The following is a 22552-nucleotide window of genomic DNA, read 5'->3' as shown; positions in this document are numbered from 1 at the left end:
ACACCCGGGCGCCCGCGCGCCGCCCTGACCCGCACGTGGCAGGCAGGGAAAGGCCATCCTCGAAGGACCAAATAACATGAATACGCATACAGAAACCGAGATCCGCAAGAGCTTCGTCAACTGCTCCAAGGGCGCCGCGCAGCGCATCAACATCCCGCAGGACGTGCTCCACGGGGACTGGGAGTCCCAGATCTTCCTGGGCTGGTACGACCCGAAGTCACCGCGGGCGGGCTACGTCGTCGTCGAGACCGAGGACGGGCTGCGCGGACTGGTGCTCGAGAAGAGCGCGCAGAAGGCGAGCGGTGGCGCACGCATGTGCCAGATCTGCCTGACGTTGCACCCGGCCAGCGGCGTCTCACTGGTCTCGATCCAGCGTTCCAAGACCGCGAAGGACCGCTACAACTCCGTGGGCACCTACGTGTGCTCGAACCTGGCGTGCAGCGACTACACGCTGGGGCGCCGCAAGCCCGAAGGCATCCGGCAGATGGAGGAGACCATGAGCCCGGAGGAGCGCGCCGATCGCGCGCTCGCCAACATGCGCGGGCTCGTGGAGCGCGTGGCCGAGGCCATGGGGAAGTAGCGGCCTCCGCGGCGGGGCACACGCGGGCAGGACCCACCTCGCCGCCGGGCGCGCAGCGCGGACCGCCCCAGCTTGATCTGCGCCCGCGTCAGCTGGTGAAGGGCTTGGAGAAGATGGGAACCATGATGTCGCTGAAGTTCTCCTCGTTCGCCATCTCGCGGCGGAACTTCTGGCCCGGGTGGTGATGCGCGAACTGGCGACGCCGCCCGGCCCAGAGGATCTCGGACGCCGCGTACTGCCCGAGCATGCCGCCCATGCACAGGCAGAACGCGGTGATGGCAGCCTCGAGGACGTTCTCCCCGGCGTCTTCGAGGCCGAAGATCACGCCCAGGACACCCTGGTAGACGAGCATTCCCGGGAACAGTGGGAGCAGGACGACCATGAGCGTGGCGTTCGAGGCCAGGTTCAGGGCGCGGGTGAGGGTGACGCTGAGGATGCCCGCGACGATCGAGGCGATCAGGATGGCACCGAAGGAGCTGATGCCCACGGCTGTGATGGCCAGGACACCCAGCTGCACCAGGCCACCGAATAGACCGAGGGACGCCAGCTTCCACCCACGACCACCCGAGGCGAGCGCGAAACCGGCGGAGACCACGGCGGCACCAAGGACGGTGAGGGCCCAGCGGGAGTCGTCCATCTGCAGCGTCTCGATGTAGTCCACGGAGTCCCCCACGAGCGGCCGCATGGCGTGGATCCCGATGGTCACACCGGCCACCAGACCGGCAGTGCTCGTGATGGCCTCGAAGATGCGCCCGGAGGCGGAGACGTACCACCCGGTGATGACGTCGTGCACCGCACCGTACGCGGCGATCCCCGCGAGCCACGCGGCCAGCGCGGCCACGATGCACACGGCCGTCTGGGTGATGTCGAAGAGCACCCCCGCCACGGTCGCCCCCAGCACCGCGGTCAGCCCCCCGGCCGCCAGGCTGAAGACCTCGGGGGCCTTGACGCGCTGGACGAGGGCGTAGACCCCGTACACGATCGCGGAGACGATCGCGGCCGTGATGGCGGTGGGCCAGCTTCCGCCCAGTATGAGAGCGAACCCGACACCGAACATCCCGAAACCGGTCACCGTCAGACGGTGGCCGATGTGTCGGGACTCCGTGAGGATCTCGTCCATGCGCTGGATCCCCTCCTCTGCAGAGATCCGGCCGAGCACGAAGTCCTCCAGCACCTCGCCCGTGTCCGTGCGCAGCTGGATGTCCAGGGTTCCGGGCTGGGACTCGAACACGCGAGTGCTCGGCGCCTTGTCCGGCGCATCCTGGTGGCTGATGGTCACCTGCCCCAGGCCCACGCTCACCGTGACGTCCCGCAGGTCCGTCTTGCGAAAGATCGACAGCAGGGACTTGGTGGTGTTGGCGGACCCGGCCCCGCTGCGGATCAGGGCGTCCGCAATCTGGAAGGCGAGTTTGTAAGCAGCCTGTTCAGTGGTAAGCACCGACAAAGCGTAGTGGGACGGGCCGGTTACGGACGAGGTGGGTGCGATCCCAGGGGGTGGGAGGTTGGACGCAAGGCGCAGCTCGGCTTGCCCGGAACGCAGCACAAGACGGGGAGCTGAAGACTTTAGAACCCCTCCAGCGCCATGTTCGCGAACCGTGAGTAGTGGCCCTGGAACGCCACCACGATGGTCTTCGTGGGACCGTTGCGGTGCTTGGCCACGATCACGTCCGCCTCACCGGCGCGCGGGGACTCCTTGTCGTAGACGTCCTCGCGGTGCAGCAGGATGACCATGTCCGCATCCTGCTCAATTGACCCCGATTCACGCAGATCACTCACCTGCGGCTTCTTGTCCTGGCGCTGCTCGGAACCACGGTTCAGCTGGGACAGCGCCACCACGGGCACGTCCAACTCCTTGGCGAGCAGCTTGAGCGCACGCGAGAACTCGGAGACCTCTTGCTGGCGGGACTCCACCTTCTTGCCAGAGCTCATGAGCTGCAGGTAATCCAGCACCACGAGCTTGAGGTCGTGCTTCTGCTTGAGCCGGCGGCACTTGGCGCGGATCTCCATCAGGGACATGTTGGGGGAGTCGTCGATGAACAGGGGCGCCTCGTTCATCTTGCCCATGATCTGCGCGATCTTGGCCCACTGCTCGTCCTGCAGGGTGCCCGCACGCAGGTCCTGCATGTTCAGGGTGCCCTCCGCGGAGAGCAAGCGCATGGCGATCTCGTTGCGGCTCATCTCCAGGGAGAAGATCACGGACGTCATGTTGTGCTTGATGGACGCGGAGCGCGCCACGTCCAGGGCGAGCGTGGACTTACCCATGGCCGGACGCGCCGCGATCACGATCATCTGTCCGCCCTGGAACCCGTGGGTGAGCTCGTCCAGTTCGATGAACCCCGTGGGCACACCCTGCATCCCGGAGCGGTTGCCTGCGGCCTCGATCTCGTCCACGGTGGCTTCCATGACGTCCTTGAGCGGGACGTAGTCCTCCGCCGTGCGCCGCTCGGCCACCTGGTAGATCTCGCCCTGGGCCTCGTTGACGATGTCGTCCACTTCACCGTCGTGCGCGTAGCCCAGCTGCACGATCTTGGTCCCGGCCTCCACGAGCCGCCGCAGCACCGCGCGTTCCCGCACGATCTCCGCGTAGAACCCCGCATTGGCGGCCGTGGGCACGGATGCGATCAGCGAGTGCAGGTACGCGATCCCCCCGATCCGTTCGATCTCACCGTTCTTGGTGAGCTCGTCCCCCACGGTGATCGCGTCCGCCGGTTCGCCGCGCCCGTACAGGGAGACGATGGCGTCGTAGATGTTCTCGTGCGCCGGCTTGTAGAAGTCCACGCCCCGCAGCACTTCCACCACGTCCGCGATGGCGTCCTTGGAGAGCATCATCCCGCCCAGCACCGACTGCTCGGCCTGGTTGTCGTGCGGCATGGTACGGCCGTAGTCCTCGCGCGGCCCGGACGAATATTCCGACACCCTCACTCACTTTCCTTGCAGACGAATGCGCCCACCTCGAGCGGGCGCCCGTTTATTCTCCCACCGCCCTCCGACCCCCATAGCCGCCCGTGCTCGTTGCAGAACCGGGCGCTGAGTAGACGACGACGCGCGGCCCGGTGGCGCGCCGTCGTCGTCCACGGCCTGTGGAAAAGTACGTGGAAAACATGTGGAACACGCCGTGCAGTGCTGTGCACAGGCTGTGGAGAGATCTGTGGAAAACCCGTCGCAGCTGTGGGTAACTCACCCGAGCAGCGCGAAGAAGAGCAGCCAGAGCAGGGGCGATGTCACGATGGCCAGGAGCAACACCAGAACGTAACGGCCCCGCAGGGCCGGGAAGGCCACGGTGCCCGCAATGCCCAGGATCAATGCCACAAGGGACGCGACCACGCTCAGGATGAGGCCGACCACCAGGACGGCCACCGCACCGCGCGGCGCCAGGGAATTGCCGGCGAGGAACGACCCCAAGAAGAACACCAGGGTCAATGCCACGCACCCCAATGCCACCCAGAACAGCGTGCGGCCCGTGCTCAACCTGCGTGCGCTCATGATCATGACCGGCATCCTCCCACGGTGCTCTGCGCGATCTCTGGAAGCCCGAGGACGGCAAGAACCCCGTGGAACGAGCGTTCCACGGGGTTCTCATACATCACCCGCGAGCCCCGCGAACCGCGTGAACAGTTCAGGGGCCCGGATGCACTCGAGGTGCGATCAGGCGGGGACGACCTCGAACTCCACGTTCGCGTTGACGTCCTCGTGCAGGTGGATCACGGCCTGGTACACGCCGGTGGTCTTGATGCGCTGGGTCAGGTCCACGCGACGCTTGTCGATGGAACCCAGACCGGCGGTCTCGACCGCGGAGGCGATGTCCCCGGCGCGGACCGTACCGAACAAGCGACCCTCGGCACCGGACTTGACCGGGACGGTCAGGGTGGTGGAGGTCAGCTTGGCGGCGAGAGCCTGGGCGTCCTCGAGGGAGGACAGCTCACGGGCCGCACGAGCCTGCTTGATGGAGTCGATCTGCTTCTCGGCGCCGCGGGTCCACGGAGTCGCGAAGCCGCGGGGGAACAGGAAGTTACGGGCGTAGCCGTTCTTCACGTCCACCACGTCGCCCGCGGAACCGAGCCCGGAGACTTCCTGGGTCAAAATGATCTTTGCCATGAATTCTCAGTCCTCTCTGATCAGCGGCCAGCGCCGGAGTAGGGCAGCAGTGCCACTTCACGAGCGTTCTTGATCGCCTGGGCGATCTTGCGCTGCTCCTGAACGGACACGCCGGTCACGCGGCGAGCGCGGATCTTGCCGCGATCGGAGATGAACTTACGCAGCAAGGCGACGTCCTTGTAGTCGATCTCGGTGACGTCGGCCGCCTTGAGCGGGTTCTGCTTCGGTTTCGGCTTGCGAATTTCAGCCTTGGCCATCGTGGTGCTCCTTTTCTGGTGCGGAGCCCGCAGGCGTACCTGCGGGATGGGTTGGAATGGTTGTGTTTAGAAGGGGGGCTCGTCCTCGGCGCCGGTTCCCCAGTCGTAGTTCCCACCGGAGGACTGACCCCAGGGATCGTTGCCCTGCTGACGCGGTTGCTGGCCCCCGCGGCCGCCCTGGTTCCCGTTGAACCCGCCGCCCTGGTTGCCACCACCCTGGTTGCCGCCGAAGCCGCCACCCTGGTTGTCGTTGAAACCGCCCTGGCCTCCACCGATGCCGCCCTGACCGCCGCCGAAGCCTTGGTTCCCGCCGTAGGAGTTGCCTCCGCCGCGCGAGTTCCGGTTGATCTTGGCGGTCGCGTACCTCATGGAGGGGCCGATCTCGTCCACTTCCAGCTCGGTGCTGGTGCGGCGCTCCCCTTCCTTGGTCTCGTACGAGCGTGCCTTGAGCCGACCCTGGACGATCACGCGGGTTCCCTTGGTCAGGGACTCCGCCACGTTCTCGGCAGCCTCACGCCACACCGAGCAACGCATGAAAAGGGTCTCCTGATCCTTCCATTCGTTGCTCTGCCGGTCGAAGGCGCGCGGGGTGGACGCAACGGTGAAGTTGGCCACGGCGGCTCCGGACGGCGTGAAGCGCAATTCGGGGTCTGCAGTCAGATTTCCGATCACTGTAATGACGGTGTCGCCAGCCATGTGAACCTCCGGATTCTGTGGACGCTGGATGCGAGACTCAGTGGGGTGAAAAGCATCTCACGGGGACTCTCAGAGCCCGCGGTGAGTGCGTGCTGTGCAGCCCGGGTGGGCCGCACGCTCACCTCACTTGCCGTGGATCTTCTGCTCTTCCGGACGGATGATCTTGGTGCGCATCACGGCCTCGTTGAGGCTCAGCACGCGGTCCAGTTCCTTGGCGGTCTGCGGCTCGGCGGTGAAGTTCACCACGGCGTAGATCCCCTCGGACTTCTTCTGGATCTCGTAGGCCAGACGACGACGGCCCCAGATGTCGAGCTTGTCGACGGTGCCGTTCTCCTTGGTGACGACCTCGAGGAACTTCTTGAGGGTCGGCTCGACGGCGCGCTCCTCCACCTCGGGGTTGAGGATGACCATCAGTTCGTATTCACGCATGTAAAGAACCCACCTCCTTCGGGCTAAGCGGCTGCGGTCCTTCCGCAGCAGGAGGTTCTGTGCGTATGTCGGTGCCGGCAGCGATCGGCGCACGGCACACAGACTTCCCCACTTTACTACAACGGGGGCTCAGTAGCCACCGACGCGTCGGGCCAACCGAGCGTTGAGCGCGCCCACGCGCAGGGGGATCACGAACAGGTCGATCAGCATGAGCAGCCACAACAGACCCAGGAAGAACCAGCCGATCAGGATCCCCACGGTGAGCCACCCGATCGCGGAGAGCACCAGGTAGAAGATCCCTTGGAAGGGCTGGGCCAGGTAGAACTTGTGGACGCCGAAGTTGCCCAGGAAGAACCACAGGACATAGGCCAGCACGATGGACCTGCCGCCCACCACGTTGACGTGGACCGGCTGACCGACGGGGCGCTGGTGACCCCACCCGGGCACGGTGCCTGCGGGGCCGAAGCCGGCGCCCTGGCCGTAGCCGCGGGACGGCTCGTCGCGGCGCGGTAGCGGTTGTGCCGTGTAGTACTCCGGTTCGTCGGCCATGATGAACCCCTCTTCCACTCCCCGGTTGCCTTGATGCAACCGATCCCATCCTAGGAGCGCTGGCTGGCCCTCTCCCGCTCGGTCAGCGTCGAGCGCAACTGCACGTCCGTGTCCAGGTCCTCACCGTTGGTCCGGGCCGTCACGTCGATCCCGAAGCCCACGGTCCCCGAGTGCTGCCGCCCGTTCTGCAGCCAGGTCACGGTGGCCACCGCGGGGCGGAACCGCACGGCGTGGAAGGCCAGGGGATCGTCGTCATCCTGTGCCAGGAGCAGTGACGGGCGGGACTGCAGTTCCCACCGAATGTTGGACACGCCCGGCGGGACCTCCGTGGGAGCCCCGGTGGGTGAAGCACTGGGCGAGGCGGAGGGTGACGCCGCGGGCCCGCCTCCCAACTGCGCGGGCAGCGGGCACTGCGCAGCGTCGAAGCGCAGCACGCGTTCGCATTGGCCCACGGCGTCCTGAACGGCCCGCTCCGCGCCCTCCCACATGTGCGGCGACGCTGTGAAGTCCAGTTCGACCGCGGCGGACCGGGGATCGCTCATGGATATTTCCGCGGAGGCATGTTCGCTAGCCAGGAGATACGAGTCCTCGGGCATCGCGATGTCGTAGACCCCGGGCAGGCCCTCGAACTGCCACGTGCGCGCGGGTGACCCGGGATCGGAAGGGTCCGTGGGGAAGAGCTCGGAACCGTTCGGACGCACCTTGTTGCCGTTGACGGACGCCGCGTCCACCGCCGCGGGCAGTCGGACGTCCACAATGGCGTTGTCGCGTTCCACCAATCGCCACGAGTCGTTGAAGGGGCCCCAGGACGCCACCTTCTCGACCGTGTACTCACGGTGCACGGTGGAACCGTCCCCCAGGTGGATGTCCACCCCCACCGCGGCGTGTTCCCCGTGCTTCTGAACCCCCACGAAGTCGTGGCCCTGCGGGCGGTTTGCGGCATCCCGGTACACCCCGTTGGACAGCAGCTGCGCCAGGGGGCGGTCCCCGCCGATCAACAACGGTGCGAGGACCTGACGGGAACTGCCGCCCTCGAGGTACCCCAGGTACCTGCCCACGGGAGCCTCGGGAACCCGCGAGACCAGGAAGTAGTTGGCGAGCGCGGCCCACACGGTGGACGCGACCGCGACGAACACCAGCACGAGCAACAGGGGTAGGCGGAGGGAACGCCAGGACGGCAGCCTCAGACGAGCGAGGGTCTCGGAATCGCGCGGTGCCATGCCGGGTTCTTACTGGACCGCGGACGCGCCGAGCGCCGCAGCCTTGCGTCCCCGGAACATGTCCACCACAACCGCCGCCACCAGATAGATGAGAAAGACATAACGTACTACGGCCAATATATCTTGGGCACTCCAGCCGAATTCCTCGACCCACGGCAGGGTAGGCCATGCCGAGGCCGGCAGCACCACGGTGGCCCAGTAGAGCACTTCCACCACCTGCCACAGCCCGAACTCGATCCAGTTGCGACGGCACAGGATGACGAGGGGCACGAGCCACACCACGTAGGTCAGGGAGTACTCCTTGGCCAACAGGATGTAGAGCGCGAGCAACAGGAACGTGATCTGCACGGCCGAGGGCTCCCGCTTGCTGAGCAGCGCGATCAGGAGCACGAACACGAGCGCCAGGATCATGCTCAGCAGGACGTACTGACCGTCCGCGCCGGTTCCCAGGGACACCCCGGTGCGCGGTTCAACGGTGGAGCTCCACACGTTCCACAGCGAGGGTTGTTCGGTGTCGGAGCGCACCATGTCCCCGAACTGGGCCCGCCAGCGATCCCACGCCGTGATCATGTACGTCCCGTTGATCAGGGCCCACGCAACCACGGCCCAGATGAACGCGGAGAGGATGTCCTTGAGGAACCGGTGACGCGCGGCCATGATCAGGATCGCGAGCAGCACCACCACGGGGAAGAACGCCACGGAGGCACCGAAGCCCACCATGATCCCCGCGAGCGCCGGGTTCCCGCGTACGTAGCCCAGCAGGGCAAGCATCATGAACAGCACGGCCCACAGGTCCCAGGACTGGAATCCCACGAGCACGATCACGGGGGCCAACGCCATGACCAGGGCGTCGGAGCGCCGGTTGCCGCTCAGCGAGGAGACCACGCCCACGATGGCCAACCACACGAGGGCCAGAAGGATCAGGGAGAGGTCCAGGTAGAAGCCCTGCCCCACGTCCAGACCTAGCAGAGAGGTCAGGTTGGAGGCGAACCACCCGATGATCGTGGTGATCATCCCCACGAGCACCGGCTGATCCCCCGTGGGACCCCCGGTGAAGAACCCCCCGGCCACGTCCGACGAGCGCACACTGAGATCCCCGGTGCCGATCACCGTGGCACACAGCTCGGGAACCTGCTGGGCCATGTTCCAGTCCGGTACCCGGCACGGGATGCGCAACAGGTAGGCCATCATGACCGTGTACAGGCCGAGGCCCAGCAGCATCAGACCGGCATTGCCTCCCGATCTGTTGCGCGCACCTTCCAGGCTCATGCGGGATCTCCTCGGAACGCGGGTACGGATGCTGTCAGTGTTCCACGGGGGCGGGGAGTCCACGCGTCATGGCGCGAGTGTTCCGCTGCGGTACCTCGGCGTGGCCCTCTCCGTCAGGAGTCGATGACGCCCTTCTCACGCGCCCAGGACACGAGGCGCTCGCGTGCCACGTCCTCCCCCACGGCGCCCTCGTCCAGACGCATCTCCAGGAGGAATTTGTACGCGCGGCCCACCTGGGGTCCGGGCGGTATGCCCAGGATCGCCATGATCTGCTGGCCGTCCAGCTCGGGCCGGACGGCGTCCAGCTGTTCCTGCTCGGCGAGCTGGTCGATGCGGTGTTCGAGCTCGTCGTAGTGCCGGGCGAGCCGGGAGGCCTTGCGCTTGTTGCGGGTCGTGACGTCCGAGCGGGTGAGCCGGTGCAGCCGTTCGAGTTCGTCCCCCGCGTCCCGCACGTACCGGCGCACCGCGGAATCGGTCCAGTCGGCGTCACCATATCCGTAGAAACGCATATGCAGTTCCACAAGGCGGGTGACCCGCTTGATCGTGTCATTGTCGAAGCGCAGCGCCTTCATCCGCTTGCGCGTGAGCTTGGCCCCCACCACCTCGTGGTGTCGGAAGCTCACGGCCCCGGACGGTTCGAAGCGGCGCGTGGCGGGTTTTCCCACGTCGTGCATGAGCGCCGCGAAGCGCAGCACGAAGTCCGGGGCGGGCACAGGGCCGTCCGGACCGGTCTCCTTCTCCGCGGCCTGTTCCATGACCGTGAGGGAATGTTGGTAGACGTCCTTGTGATGATGCGCCTCGTCGGTCTCCAGCTGCAGCGCGGGCACCTCCGGGAGCACGATCTGCGCGAGTCCCGTGTCCACCATGAGTTCGGTGCCCCGGCGGGGATGGGCGCCGCAGATCAGCTTGACCAGTTCCTCGCGCACCCGTTCGGCGGAGACGATCTCGATCCGCTCGGCCATCGCGGTCATGGCCTCCCGCACGGGCTCCGCCACGGTCAGACCCAACTGGGAGCTGAACCGCGCGGCACGCATCATGCGCAGGGGATCGTCCGTGAACGAGTCCTCCGGGGTCCCGGGGGTGCGCAGCACACCGGCGTGCAGGTCCTTGATCCCGCCGAACGGGTCCACGAGCTCCATGCCCGGCAACCGCAGGGCCATGGCGTTGACGGTGAAGTCGCGGCGTCGCAGGTCCTCGGTCAGATCGTCCCCGAAGGCCACGGTGGGCTTGCGGGAATCGGGGTCGTACGCCTCGGCGCGGTAGGTGGTGACCTCCAGCTGCATGCCGGACTTGCGCATCCCGATGGTCCCGAATTCCCGGCCGATCTCCCAGTGTGCATCCGCCCAGTCCCGGATCAGCTCGAGGGTCTGATCGGGGCTCGCGTTCGTGGTGAAGTCCAGGTCCAGCGCGTCCCGGCCCAGCAGGAGGTCGCGTACGGGCCCGCCCACCAGGGACAGCTCGTATCCGGCGCTGTCGAAGAGGCGCCCCAGCTCGTGGGAAACGGGGTGAAGTGAGGAGGTGTCCAGCAACTGCGTCATGATGAGCGTCATTATCGCATCACGGCGAGCGCCGTCGGCCGGCTCGGGGCGGCGTCTGCGTCGGCGGGTGCGAGCGGAATGTGCCGTCGGCCGGCCCGGCCGGCCCGACCGGAGCGGGCGTCGTCGGGCCCGCGGCGGTACAACCGCTCTCGACCGCGGCGAACGGACCGCCGCCGGACCCATATCAGGGAGTGTCCCGGGAATGTCGCTAAGGTAGATGGCATGGCTTTCCCCGTACCCAGCGCGCCCAAGAGGCGACCGAACCAACCGGTCTCCGCGCTGCCCACGGTGGAAGAGGTGTCGGCCGGTGGGATCGTGGTGGACCTGTCCGATCCCACGCATCCGGTGGCCATCATTGCTCGGATCAACCGCGGTGGACGGCTCGAGTGGTGCCTTCCCAAGGGTCATCCCGAGGGCGAGGAGACCAACGAGGAAGCCGCCGTGCGGGAGATAGAGGAGGAAACCGGAATCATGGGCCGCGTGCTCTCCCCGCTGGGCAGCATCGACTACTGGTTCACGGTCTCCGGACACCGCGTGCACAAGACCGTTCATCATTTCCTGCTGGAGGCCATCGGCGGATTCCTGACCACGGAGAACGACCCCGACCACGAGGCCGTGGATGTAGCGTGGTCCGGGATCGACGCCCTCGGCCGGAAGTTGTCCTTCCCCAACGAGCGGCGCATCGCGGACATCGCCCGGGAATACATCATTCACCAGTTGTAGGCTGTCCCGTCCGATCCGTCGTGCGCCGTACCCGGCCCGTCCCCCCGCGCAGGAGGCCTTGATCCATGCAGAAGTCCGGTGCGCGCTCCAGCGCGATCATGGCCTCCGGGACCCTGGTGTCCCGCATCCTGGGGTTCGTCAAGACGTTCCTGATCACGGTGGCCATCGGTTCCGCCGCGACCATGGCGGACGTGTTCCAGCTGGCCAACACACTGCCCAACCTGATCTACGTGCTGATCGCGGGCGGTGTGTTCAACGCGGTGCTGGTGCCGCAGATCATCAAGGCGTCCAAGGCGCAGGACGAGGGCGCCGATTACATCTCCCGGCTGATCACACTCGCCGTGATCGCGCTGTTGGTGATCACCGCGGCGGTCGTGCTGTTGGTGCGCCCCATCATGAATCTCATGGGCCCGGGGTGGTCGGATGCCCAGCTGGCCATGGGCACCACGTTCGCGCTGATCACGTTCCCCCAGATCTTCTTCTATGGCCTCTACACGGTCGTGGGTCAGGTGCTCAACGCCAAGGGTGCGTTCGGTGCGTACATGTGGGCCCCGGTGCTCAACAACGTCATCGCGATCGCCGCCCTGCTGGTCTTCATCCAGCAGTTCGGTCCGTTCCGCACCAACCCGCACACCCTCGAGAACTGGACCTCCGCCCAGACCTTCTGGCTCGTGGTCATGGCCACGGTGGGTGTCGCCGCGCAGGCCTTCATCCTGTTCTGGCCGCTCTCCCGGCTGGGACTGCGGATCCGCCCGCGCTTCGGGTGGCGCGGGATCGGGCTGTCCACCGCGGCGCGCCTGGGCGGCTGGACGCTCGCCACCGGCGTGATCGCCAACCTCGCGTTCATGGCCCTGTACCGCACCGCGGCGATCCCCACGGGTGCCCGGGCGGACATCGCGTCCGGTCCGGGTGGGGCGCCCCCCATCGCGGGTACGGCCGTCCTGGACCAGGCCACCATGCTCTACGCGCTGCCCCACGGGGTGATCGGGCTGTCCATCGCCACCGTGTTGTTCAACCGCATGGCGGCCGCGGCGTCCGAGAAGGACCGTGACTCCCTGGTCTCGTCCCTGTCCTCGAGCCTGCGGGTCACCGGTGTGGCCACCGTGTTCTGCATGGTGGCCCTGATCATGTACGCGGGTCCGCTGGGCATGCTGTTCTCCGGTGGTGTTCCCGCCGCGGGCGCGGTGATCGGTCAGGTCATCACGGTGATCGCCATCGGCGCGCCGTTCATGTCCACCGCGTTCATGCTGGGCCGCGCGTTCTACGCCCAGGAGGACGCGCGCACCCCGTTCCTCGTGCAGCTGGGGGTGTCCGTCTTCACCGTGATCGCCGCCGTGCTGATCGCCCGGGTCTTTCCACCCGAGCACATGGTGTTCGCCGTCGCGGCCTGTTATGCCATCCAGAACGTGCTGGCCACGGTGATCTACCACTACGCCCTCACGCGGCGGATCGGGGACTACGGCCTGTCCCGGATCGTGAGCAGTCACGTGCGCATCCTGGCCGCCTCGCTCGTCGCGGGCGTGGCGGGAGTCGTGACGCTGTGGTTGCTCGGCGGGTACCGCACCGACGGTTTCCCGTGGGGTAATCAGGCAGCAGCCCTGATCAGCCTGGCCGTGGGCGGGCTCGTGATGGCCGCCGTGTACGCCGTGGCCCTGAAGTTGTTCCGGGTCCAGGAGTTCACGGGTTTGCTGGCCCCGCTGCGCGCCAAACTCGGCCGGTAGACTGCCCGAAAGATCGTTCTCGCGCCCGTGCGACCCCCGTGGCGCCCGATTACCAGAGGGAGCCACCGTGTCCCAGCCCATTGCGCTTGGAGCCGTTCTGGGGGGCCGTTACAAGGTCACCGCGTCCCTGCTGAGCACCGCCGAAAACGATCACGTGCTCCAGGGCGAGGACCAGATCCTGCGCCGCCGGGTCTCAATCCTGGTGCCCTCCCCGGCTCACGAGTCACTGCTCGTGGACAACGCGCGTTCCCTGGCCGCCGGCGCCGGGCACAGCGGCTTCCAGGTCCTGGACATGGGTCAGACCGAGGACTCCACCTACCTGGTCACCTCCTATGCACCCACCGCGGACCTGTTGGACGCGCTGCTGGTCCAGGACGACGACGCCGACGACTACTCCCTCTCCGACGACATCTTCGGGGACTCCCGCTCGGCCGCCTCCTCCGCCTACATCTACGAGGAGCCGGACCCCACACAGCCGCAGGAGACCGTCTCCCGGGATCCTGAACCCTCGGCGCGCCCCGCCGTCACGCGCTGGAACGCCTCCGACTACGACGATTACGACGACGCCCCCGCCGCCCCGGCCGTGCGCAACAAGCTCGGCTTCGCGCGCAAGGTCCGCCCCGACGCCGTGCGCTCCACGATGTTCGACCGCGCAGCCACCCGGGGCGCTGCCGCCGGGGCGACCGCAGCGACGTCGGCCGAGGCGATCGATCCCACCTACGACGGCGACAACCGCTACGAGAGCTACGAACGGACCGAGGGCAAGCCTGGGCGCCTGGATGAACAGCCCTCCGCGCCCCGCTCGGCCCGCGATGACGACGCCGCTCAGGACGGCACCGCGGCCATCCGCACGGTCGCACCGGCCTCCGGTGCAGCGGCCGGGCATGCTTCGGCATCGGACGCCGACGCCGCGTCGCTCCCCGGCACGGCCCCTGGTGACGACGCTGCTCCCCTGGACGATCCCGCCGCCCCGGCCAGGACGGCCGCCGGTGGTTCGGATGCCGCCGCGTCCGCCGAGAGCGTGGGTACGACCCATGCCGCCGGGGGCGGGATGATGAACGCCGCGGCGACCACCGCGGCGGCGGGCGGGATCGCGGGTGCGGCAGCGGCGTCGTCGGCGAATGCATCCGCAGGGCACTCCCCCGCGGGGACGGACACCGCAGCGGCGCGCACCGCGGACGGGGCGAGGGAGCCCGCAGCCGCACGCACCGCCCACGCCGTCGAACGCGAGCATGCCGCTGATCCGGCGGGCGCGGGTGGCGCCCGGCCCGGCTCCACCGAACGATCCCGCAAGGGTCCGCTGCGGTGGCTGTTGCTGTTGTTACTGATCATCGCGCTGATCGCCGCGATCGTGCTGGGCTTCCGCGGGCTCGGTGCGCTCACCGGGCAGTTCGGACAGGTCGGGGCCCCGCAAGAGAACGCAGCGCCGAGCGGGCCCGCGGGCTCCCCCGCGGCGTCGAACACGCCGAGCCCGGCCGCCACACCGCAGATCGGGACGGTCACGCGGGTGACCCAGGACCCGAACTTCATGACCGACACGGACGCCACGCTGGGCCAGGCCACGGACGGCAATCCGGGGACCTCGTGGCTGAGCTACGGTTTCTCGAACTCCCAGTTCGGGAACCTAGTCCAGTACGTGGGACTCGCCGCGCAGCTGCAGGACCCCGCACCCGTCCGGGAACTCACGATCCAGCAGGACGGTGGCACCGGCGGACAGTTCACGGTGTACGTCTCGGACAGCCCGTCGCTCGACGGCGCGCAACAAGTGGGCACGGGCTCGTTCACCGGGCCGCAGGTCAGCGTCCCGCTCTCCGAGGCCGCGCAGAACGACCCGCACCGGTACGTCCTGGTGGTGTGGAACGAATTGCCGCGACTGAACAATCCCATCGGCGGCTACCCGTACGGCTTGCGGATCAGCGAACTGTCCGTGCGCTGAACCCGGTGACGCCGCCGAACGGAATATCTGGCGGTACTCCCCACGTTCTTGGGTGTAGTTGACATCCGCACACGCGGTGACTCGTGGAAAGGTTTCGTACCAGTGAGCAATCAGCCCGGCATTTTCGCGAATGCTGTGAACCTCAAGGTCGGCGGCGCGGCGGAGGCCTCCGCTGCGTCTGAGGACGCCCGCACCACCTCCGCGGACGACGCCGTTCACGACGTCGTCATCGTGGGTTCCGGTCCCGCGGGGTACACCGCCGCCATCTATACGGCGCGCGCAAACCTCAACCCCGTGGTGCTGGCCGGGTCCGTGACCGCCGGTGGTGAACTCATGAACACCACGGACGTGGAGAACTACCCGGGGTTCATCGACGGCATCATGGGCCCGGACCTGATGAACAACATGCAGCAGCAGGCCGAGCGCTTCGGGGCGGACATCCGCTACGAGGACGTCGTCTCCGCGGAACTCGACGGAGAGATCAAGACCGTGACCGTGGAGGGCGGGACCGTGCTGCGCGCCCGCGCGGTCATCATCTCCACCGGTTCCGAGTACCGCAAGCTCGGTCTCGAGGACGAGGAACGGCTCTCCGGCCACGGTGTGTCGTGGTGTGCCACGTGCGACGGGTTCTTCTTCAAGAAGCAGAACATCGCGGTGGTGGGCGGCGGTGACTCCGCGATCGAGGAGGCCACGTTCCTGACCAAGTTCGCGGACAAGGTGACCCTGATCCACCGCCGGGACCGGTTCCGTGCGTCCGAGATCATGCAGCAGCGCGCGTTCGACGACCCCAAGATCGAGATCCTCTGGAACACCAAGGTCACGGGGATCCAGGGCGCGGACAAGGTGGAGTCCCTGGCCCTGGAGGACACCGTCACGGGTGAGACCTCTGAGCTGGCCGTGACCGGTCTGTTCGTGGCCATCGGCTCGGACCCCCGCGTAGGACTCGTGAAGGATCAGCTCGAGTTGACCGTGGACAACACGATCGCCGTGGACGGGCGCAGCTCCACGACCTCGCTGGCCGGTGTCTTCGCCGCCGGCGACGTGGTGGACGCGACCTACCGCCAGGCGATCACCGCCGCGGGCTCGGGCTGTGTTGCCGCGGTGGACGTGGAGCACTACCTCGCGGCCCTCGACAGCTGATCCGAACCCACCTGACAACCCACTCCCGCCCGGAACCGCCGGAACGATTCGGCGACCGAGCGGGGAAACCCATCGAAAGGAAACGCACATGAGCTCTGCAAAGGACGTCACCGACGCCAACTTCAAGGCCGAGGTGCTCGAGAACTCCAAGCCCACCATCGTGGACTTCTGGGCCGAGTGGTGCGGTCCGTGCCGCCAACTCGGACCCGTGCTGGACGCGATCGCCGCGGAGCACGCGGATCACGTGGACGTGGTGAAGGTCAACGTGGACGACAACCCCGCGATCGCCTCCCAGTACGGCATCACCTCGATCCCCGCGGTGTACCTCTTCGCGAACGGCGAGGTCGCCAAGACCTCGATCGGTGCCAAGCCCAAGTCCGCGCTCGAGAAGGAGTTCGGGGACTACCTCAACCCCTCCGCGTGACACATCCGACCCGGGCCCGCATCACTTACGTGCGCGGGCCCGGGTTTTCTCGAACCCAATTGCAGTGTGCGAACCACACCGTGGGAGTGGCTCGCCGACCCCAGGGAGACCACGTGCCGCCATCCACCCCCGGAGCCGCGCTCAGACACGGTATGACCGACCGCCGCATCACGGGTCTCAGGGAACGCCTCGTCAGGGCAGAGGGCGAGGACCTACCCCTGGCCGGCGACAGCGTGCCGGACCCCACGGTCTTCGACGACCGTGTGGACCACGCCGTGCGGGTGTTCCAGCAGCGCAAGGGGCTCATCGTAGACGGCGTGGTCGGTCCGGAGACCGAGGCAGCACTCAACGACGCCCAGTACAGGCTGGGTGACCGTCCACTGTTCTTCGACGAGGTGGCCCCGTTGCACGGCGACGACGTCGCGGAGCTGCAGGACAACCTTTCGCTGTTGGGTTTCTACTACGGGCACCTGGATGCGGTGTTCAACCGACAGACCGAGTACGCCGTGAAGGAACTCCAACACAGCCTGGGTGTCCCGAGTGACGGCATCGTGGGTCTCGATACCCTCTCCGGGCTGGCTCGCGTGCGCAAGAAGATCACCTCGGCCAAGGCCTTCTCCCTACGAGATCACCACCGGCTGGAGAGCCTCCAGGAGGCCCTCCGTGATCGCCTGGTGCTCCTGGTGCCCTCCGGCGCCGGTCCTCAGGTGTCCCCAACCGGGGCCCCGGATTCGTTCGCCGCGGATCAGGATGCCATCACCCTCGACGTCGCGCAGCGCACCCGCGACCTTCTCCGCGCGGTGGGCGCCAAGCCCGTGATCGCAGCGGCCCAGGGCGCCGGCGCTTCGTCGTCAGGTGCTGGACCGGAGGACTCGGACGGGAGCGTCCCCGAGGTCCCCGAGGTCCCCGAGGTCCTCCCCGACGACGCCCTTGTGCTCACCCTGCAGTGTGATTGGAACTCCTCGCCCCTGGCCCAGGGTGTGGCCACCTTCTTCTGGGGTGCACCGGACACACGTCAGGCGTACTCCCCCGTGGGTCAGCTCGCGTCGGACATGATCCTGCGTGAGCTGGTGGCCCGCACGGGTGCCCTGGACCTGGGGAGCCATGCGCGGCAGTGGAGCGCACTCCGTGAGGTCCGTACCGCGGCGGCATGGGTCGATCTGGGATACCTTTCGAACGAGGATGAGGCCTCCCGGCTGCGGAGCGGTGAGTACCGCGCGCGTTTGGCGGAGGCGCTTCTGTGTGGCCTCCAGCGCGTCCTGGCATCCACTCCGGAACCCACCGCCACAGGAACAATGAGCCTGGCGGATATCCAGGACTATTACCGTAGGGACGGCTGAACGCACCTCATCATGGGGCGATAGCGATGCGTTGGAGACAAGGCTGATCGCCTTGCTGCTGACACTCGATCGCCCGGCTGGTCTGTTGAGGTGATGGAAGTAGGGCCGCGATGTTTCACGTGAAACATCGCGGCCCTTAGTCGTGGCTGCGGAAGATCAGTTCGCGTCCAGCTTGGGGTCCAGCACGTCGATGATGCGGTTGAGGTCCTCGACCGATGCGAACTCGATCGTCATCTTGCCCTTGCGCGCACCGAGCTGGATCTTCACGCTCGTGTCCAACTTGTCGGAGAAGGCATCTGCGATGTAACCCAGTCGGTCATCGTGGCGGGTTACGGGGGTCTTCCGCTTGGTCGCGTGTCGCTTGAGACCGTCGGAGAGGGCGACGAGCTCCTCCGTGGCGCGCACCGACAGCCCCTCCGCCACGATCCGCTGGGCGACCCGCTCCATCTCAGCGGGATCCGTCAGCGCCAACAGCGCACGCGCATGTCCCGAGCTCAGTACCCCCGCGGCCACGCGACGCTGCACGAGCGCCGGGAGTCGGAGCAGGCGCAGGGTGTTGGAGATCTGCGGCCGGGAGCGTCCGATCCGTTCCGAGAGCTGCTCCTGAGTGGCCCCGAACTCTTCCATGAGCTGCTGGTACGCGGCGGCTTCTTCAAGGGGGTTGAGCTGAGCCCGGTGCAGGTTCTCCAGCAGGGCGTCCCGCAGGAGATCGTCGTCCGCTGTGTCCCGGATGATGGCCGGGATGACGGCCAGACCGGCCTTCTGAACGGCTCGCCAACGCCGTTCGCCCATGACGAGCTCGTACTTCTGCTCTCCCCCCTCATGACTGGGACGCACGACGATGGGCTGCAGGACACCGAGTTCCTTTACCGAGAAGGCGAGCTCGGCGAGCTCGTCCTCATCGAAGACCTGGCGCGGCTGCTTGCGGTTGGGGTGGATGTCCATGACCGAGATCTCCGCGAAGGTGGCTCCGGGGACGCTCTGCAGGTCTTCCTGGGCAGAGTGTTCGGCAGGCACGACCTCCCGCTGTGACGCGATGACATCCGCCGCGGGGATATGCTCTCCGACGGTGTCCGCAGCACCATCGGCGGAGGCGGAAGGAGGCGCTATGTTCCGCGTGGTAGAAGATTGGACCGATGTTTCACGTGAAACGTCGCCAGAGCCAGACTTTACCTGCTGGTTCTCCTGACCGACATTCGTGGGTGTATTGCGCACGGTCTCCTGGTGGGACCCATCCGCTGCACTCGAGGGGGTCACCTCTCCGGCCTGCGAAGAGTCACGGACTTCGTCGGTACGCGAAAAGTCGTCAGAGTTTTCCGCATCAGTTTCTTCGTCACCACTCGACGGCAGGAAGAACATGTCCACCGGGCGGCGCACATTCGTTGTACTGCGTAAGGCCTGGCCCATGTCCCTCCGGGTCCGTGGCGGCTTGCTTCCACGTGATGCCGGAGCCTTCGAGGAATCGGATGTTTCACGTGAAACATCGTCGGATCGTGACCCAGCGGCGTCGGCACCGTCTTTGGTCGAACTCACCTGCGTCTTAGGCTTGGCCGCGTCCGACTTAGTGCCCGCACCCTTTTCGGAGCCCGTTTCCCCCGATTTAGTCGATCGCGACGACCGACGCACTGAGGTTCCAATTCTATTGCCGTCACCGGTCGGGCCGGCATTCTTACCAACTGCCTCAGCGTCGGCGCCTGATGCCTCGGTCTTGCCGCCTTTCGAACCAGTCTTCTTGGGGGTCGCCGTCGCGCGTGAAGTCGCCTTCTGGCGATCCTCGTCGACAGACTTCGAGGCGGGGGTGGCCCGTACCCTGTTGGCAGTACCTGCTATACGAGACGAGCTCCGATCGTGGGTCTCGGTCGCGCCGCTTCGAGAGGACTGCTTGCCACTACTTGCGGTCTCCCTAGAGTCGACCGCCGGCGGCGTCGTTTGCTCCTGGGCGTCCCCGCTGGGGATGAGAGCGCCTAAACCGCGCCCGAGACCACGACGTCGTTCTGCCACGATGAATTCCTCCCGGTGATGATGGTGTATCCATCGTAGTCAAGAACGGATCGTTCGTATGACCCATTCACCAGCGGCAACCGCGCGCCTGAAATGCGAACACCCCGATGTTTCACGTGAAACATCGGGGTCATGATGGAAAGATCTATTAGCGCAGCGTTTTGCGACCTGGCGCCCGCCAGCTCCAACTACGCAGACAGGGGCTGCATTATTCGCGGTATCGGAGATGCCTACTCGGCCGCACCGGATCCGCGGCTGGCCAGTTCCGCCGCAGCTTCCAGGTACGACAGCGCTCCGGTGGAGCTGGGGTCGTAGGTGATGACGCTCTGCTGATAACTCGGCGCCTCCGAGACGCGCACCGACCGGGGGATCATGGTCTCCATGACCTCCCGAGGGAAGTGCTGCCGAACTTCGTCGGCCACCTGCGACGCCAGGTTGGTCCGCCCGTCGTACATCGTCAGCAGGATGGAGGACACCACGAGCTTCGGATTCAGGTGCTTCTGGATCATGGTGATGTTGTTGAGCAGCTGGCTCAGCCCTTCGAGCGCGTAGTACTCGCACTGGATGGGGATCAGTACCTCGGTCGCCGCAACGAACGCGTTGATCGTGAGGAGGCCGAGGCTGGGCGGGCAGTCGATGAACACGTAGTCGAGACGGGGGAGCCCATGCTCCTCGCGCGATGTCGCGTACTCCGCCAGAGCCCGCTGCAATCGCTGTTCACGAGCCACCACGGACACGAGTTCGATCTCGGCACCGGCAAGGTCGATGGTCGCCGGGAGGACCCACAGGTTGGACACCTCGGGGGACTCCTTGACCACCTCGGCCACCGGAACCTCGTCGATGAGCACGTCATAGACGGAGTCCGCATCCGCACCGTGGGGAATCCCGAGTGCGGTGGACGCGTTGCCCTGCGGATCGTTGTCCACGACCATCACGTTCTGGCCCTGCTGCGCGAGCGCCACGGCGAGGTTGACCGACGTACTAGTCTTCCCCACACCACCTTTCTGATTGCTGATGGTGATGTAGCGCGTGTTCTCGGGGCGGTCCAGGTGCACGTTCTTGAGCTTGGCGCGGCGCTTATTCTCTTCCACGAGTTTCCTCCCCAGGGCGGTATCCGCCACCGCGTCTTGTGCCGTCACTCCTGCTTGACCGTCTGTTTCACGTGAAACATGGCGTCCGCGATCAGGAACAACTTTTTTTGTTTGCGAAATTGGATCAGGCGGCAATCCGAAGTCGTGTCCACGGGTAGGTCCTGCTGTGGGCCGTTCCGGCTCGGTCATCGACTGTCCCTTCCGTGACTGGTGCGGTGCTCCTAGTAGCTTATCGACAAGGCCGCACCGGCAACGACGGATTCACAGCACGAGCCGGACCACCGTGGTGGGTTCCTCCAGGAGGTCCTCGCCCACGGTCACGACCTCCGAGGACCGGACCCCGAAACGATTGAACTTCTTGCTCGCCTTGCGCAGTTCGTCCTGGGCGGAGCGTCCCTTGAGCGCGAGCAGCTCACCGGAACCCTTCAACAGCGGCAGGGTGATGTCCACCAGACCGATGAGCGCGGAGACGGCTCGGGCCGTGACCACATCCACCGGGCCCACCTCGTTCTTTGCCTGCTCGGCGCGCGCCCGCAGCACACGGACGTTGTCCAGGCCGAGATCCGCCACAATCTCCTCTAGCCACGCGACACGGCGCTCCAGCGGCTCGATCAACGTGATGGACAGATCGGGCCGGGCGATCGCGAGGCACAGGCCGGGAAGGCCGGCCCCCGAGCCCACGTCCGCGACGTGAGCGTTCCGCGGGATCATGCTCTCCACCACTGCGCAGTTGAGTACGTGACGTTCCCACAATCGCGGGGCCTCACGGGGACCGATCAGTCCACGGACGATGCCCGAGGACGCCAGGTGCTCCGTGTAGCGCCGCGCCAGGTCGAGGCGGTCATCGAAGATCGTGCGCGCTGCGGTCTCGTGCTCACCGAGCTCGGGGGCTGGCTGGGGCTCGGGAGCGGGACGCGACGCGCCCTCGGCGCCCGACCCGTTCTTGTCCTGCCCGGACGCGGCGGGGTGCGGGGTGGAACGCGACACGGTCACTGAGCCGCCGAGACCACGATGTGGCGCCCGGCGCCGTCGCCCTCGGACTCGGAGACCAGACCGGCGTCCGCGACGGCGTCGTGGACGATCTTGCGCTCGTACGGGGATAGCGGGGGCAGGTGCACGCTGCCGCCCTCGGACTCGACCTTGGCCACGGCGTCCTGCGCCATCTCGCGCAGCTCCGAGGCTCTCTCGTCACGGTGCCCCGCGATGTCCAAGATCAACCGGCTGCGCCGCTGCGTGGCGCTGAGGACGCACAGCCGCGCGAGTTCCTGCAGCGCCTCGACCGTCTCGCCGTTCTCGCCCACGAGCTCTCGCAGAGGGGAGTCGTCACCGTCCTCCGCGACCACGGAGACGTACGTGCGCCCGTCCCGGACCTCGATGTCGATGTCGCCGTCGATGTCCGCGGTGTCGAGGAGCTCCTCGATGTAGTCCGCGGCGATCTCACCCTCCTCCTCGAGGGGGGAGAGCTCGGGGGTCTGCGTCTCGGCGGGCGCGTCCTGCGAGGGCAGCTGCTGCTGTTCGTCGATGTCGTTCATTGGGTGCGACC

General features: G+C 66.8%; 22 protein-coding genes. 7 read left to right on the top strand and 15 right to left on the bottom strand.

Annotated elements, in window-relative coordinates:
• The first annotated feature begins 76 nt into the window (after nt 1–76).
• Nucleotides 77–580 carry an FBP domain-containing protein gene (locus J1M36_RS05595; protein ID WP_144941557.1) on the top strand — a complete coding sequence of 168 codons (504 nt, stop codon included), beginning with the start codon at nt 77–79 and terminating at the stop codon, nt 578–580.
• An 88-nt stretch (nt 581–668) separates the two neighbouring features.
• On the opposite strand, the gene J1M36_RS05590 is transcribed toward J1M36_RS05595, so the two are convergent.
• From J1M36_RS05590 to J1M36_RS05540, 11 genes are all read right to left on the bottom strand, one after another.
• Nucleotides 669–2018, bottom strand: coding sequence for a threonine/serine exporter family protein (locus tag J1M36_RS05590; RefSeq protein WP_206478827.1), 1350 nt, complete (start codon nt 2016–2018; stop codon nt 669–671).
• Between the two features lie 125 nt (nt 2019–2143).
• Nucleotides 2144–3451, bottom strand: coding sequence for a replicative DNA helicase (gene dnaB, locus J1M36_RS05585; RefSeq protein ID WP_231885474.1), 1308 nt, complete (start codon nt 3449–3451; stop codon nt 2144–2146).
• 306 nt (nt 3452–3757) lie between these two features.
• The gene (locus J1M36_RS05580) at nt 3758–4063 is read right to left on the bottom strand and encodes a hypothetical protein (RefSeq protein ID WP_241246875.1); all 306 of its coding nucleotides are present in this window, start codon (nt 4061–4063) and stop codon (nt 3758–3760) included.
• 162 nt (nt 4064–4225) lie between these two features.
• Nucleotides 4226–4675: a 50S ribosomal protein L9 gene (rplI, locus tag J1M36_RS05575; RefSeq protein ID WP_035962847.1), complete on the bottom strand. Its 450-nt coding sequence runs from the start codon at nt 4673–4675 to the stop codon at nt 4226–4228.
• Nucleotides 4676–4695: 20 nt separating this feature from the next.
• Nucleotides 4696–4932 (bottom strand): 30S ribosomal protein S18, encoded by a 237-nt coding sequence (rpsR, locus tag J1M36_RS05570; RefSeq protein WP_012399405.1) that lies wholly within the window; start codon nt 4930–4932, stop codon nt 4696–4698.
• A 66-nt stretch (nt 4933–4998) separates the two neighbouring features.
• The gene (locus tag J1M36_RS05565) at nt 4999–5628 is read right to left on the bottom strand and encodes a single-stranded DNA-binding protein (RefSeq protein WP_206478825.1); all 630 of its coding nucleotides are present in this window, start codon (nt 5626–5628) and stop codon (nt 4999–5001) included.
• 123 nt (nt 5629–5751) lie between these two features.
• The gene (rpsF, locus tag J1M36_RS05560; protein ID WP_012399407.1) at nt 5752–6057 is read right to left on the bottom strand and encodes a 30S ribosomal protein S6; all 306 of its coding nucleotides are present in this window, start codon (nt 6055–6057) and stop codon (nt 5752–5754) included.
• Nucleotides 6058–6186: 129 nt separating this feature from the next.
• Nucleotides 6187–6606, bottom strand: a complete 420-nt coding sequence (locus J1M36_RS05555; RefSeq protein ID WP_206478824.1) for a TM2 domain-containing protein — start codon at nt 6604–6606, stop codon at nt 6187–6189.
• 50 nt (nt 6607–6656) lie between these two features.
• Nucleotides 6657–7826, bottom strand: coding sequence for a hypothetical protein (locus tag J1M36_RS05550; protein WP_206478823.1), 1170 nt, complete (start codon nt 7824–7826; stop codon nt 6657–6659).
• A 9-nt stretch (nt 7827–7835) separates the two neighbouring features.
• Complete coding sequence (locus J1M36_RS05545) at nt 7836–9095, bottom strand: glycosyltransferase 87 family protein (RefSeq protein WP_064845477.1); 1260 nt, start codon at nt 9093–9095, stop codon at nt 7836–7838.
• Between the two features lie 113 nt (nt 9096–9208).
• On the bottom strand, nt 9209–10633 hold the full coding sequence (locus J1M36_RS05540) for a CCA tRNA nucleotidyltransferase (protein ID WP_085107383.1): 1425 nt from the start codon (nt 10631–10633) through the stop codon (nt 9209–9211).
• A 222-nt stretch (nt 10634–10855) separates the two neighbouring features.
• Here J1M36_RS05540 and J1M36_RS05535 point away from each other — a divergent pair, with 222 nt between their 5' ends.
• From J1M36_RS05535 to J1M36_RS05510, 6 genes are all read left to right on the top strand, one after another.
• Complete coding sequence (locus J1M36_RS05535; RefSeq protein WP_064845478.1) at nt 10856–11356, top strand: NUDIX hydrolase; 501 nt, start codon at nt 10856–10858, stop codon at nt 11354–11356.
• Nucleotides 11357–11421: 65 nt separating this feature from the next.
• Complete coding sequence (murJ, locus tag J1M36_RS05530) at nt 11422–13077, top strand: murein biosynthesis integral membrane protein MurJ (RefSeq protein ID WP_206478822.1); 1656 nt, start codon at nt 11422–11424, stop codon at nt 13075–13077.
• A gap of 67 nt (nt 13078–13144) precedes the next feature.
• Complete coding sequence (locus J1M36_RS05525) at nt 13145–15013, top strand: hypothetical protein (RefSeq protein ID WP_206478821.1); 1869 nt, start codon at nt 13145–13147, stop codon at nt 15011–15013.
• Nucleotides 15014–15115: 102 nt separating this feature from the next.
• Nucleotides 15116–16153, top strand: a complete 1038-nt coding sequence (trxB, locus tag J1M36_RS05520) for a thioredoxin-disulfide reductase (protein WP_206478820.1) — start codon at nt 15116–15118, stop codon at nt 16151–16153.
• 88 nt (nt 16154–16241) lie between these two features.
• Complete coding sequence (trxA, locus tag J1M36_RS05515; RefSeq protein WP_085107233.1) at nt 16242–16577, top strand: thioredoxin; 336 nt, start codon at nt 16242–16244, stop codon at nt 16575–16577.
• A 152-nt stretch (nt 16578–16729) separates the two neighbouring features.
• Nucleotides 16730–17917: a peptidoglycan-binding protein gene (locus J1M36_RS05510; protein ID WP_206478819.1), complete on the top strand. Its 1188-nt coding sequence runs from the start codon at nt 16730–16732 to the stop codon at nt 17915–17917.
• Between the two features lie 156 nt (nt 17918–18073).
• Here J1M36_RS05510 and J1M36_RS05505 read toward each other — a convergent pair whose 3' ends face one another.
• From J1M36_RS05505 to J1M36_RS05490, 4 genes are all read right to left on the bottom strand, one after another.
• The gene (locus J1M36_RS05505; RefSeq protein WP_241246874.1) at nt 18074–19324 is read right to left on the bottom strand and encodes a ParB/RepB/Spo0J family partition protein; all 1251 of its coding nucleotides are present in this window, start codon (nt 19322–19324) and stop codon (nt 18074–18076) included.
• Nucleotides 19325–20148: 824 nt separating this feature from the next.
• On the bottom strand, nt 20149–21009 hold the full coding sequence (locus J1M36_RS05500; protein ID WP_342358290.1) for a ParA family protein: 861 nt from the start codon (nt 21007–21009) through the stop codon (nt 20149–20151).
• A 261-nt stretch (nt 21010–21270) separates the two neighbouring features.
• Nucleotides 21271–21861 (bottom strand): 16S rRNA (guanine(527)-N(7))-methyltransferase RsmG, encoded by a 591-nt coding sequence (gene rsmG / locus J1M36_RS05495; RefSeq protein WP_342358293.1) that lies wholly within the window; start codon nt 21859–21861, stop codon nt 21271–21273.
• A 137-nt stretch (nt 21862–21998) separates the two neighbouring features.
• Nucleotides 21999–22541 (bottom strand): R3H domain-containing nucleic acid-binding protein, encoded by a 543-nt coding sequence (locus J1M36_RS05490; RefSeq protein ID WP_064845484.1) that lies wholly within the window; start codon nt 22539–22541, stop codon nt 21999–22001.
• Nucleotides 22542–22552: the final 11 nt, after the last annotated feature.

Source organism: Kocuria sp. KRD140 (assembly GCF_017168375.1).
Classification (GTDB): Bacteria; Actinomycetota; Actinomycetes; order Actinomycetales; family Micrococcaceae; genus Kocuria; species Kocuria marina.
The sequence above is the reverse complement of the archived record's forward strand: the minus strand, read 5'-3'. Positions and strand labels throughout refer to the sequence as shown.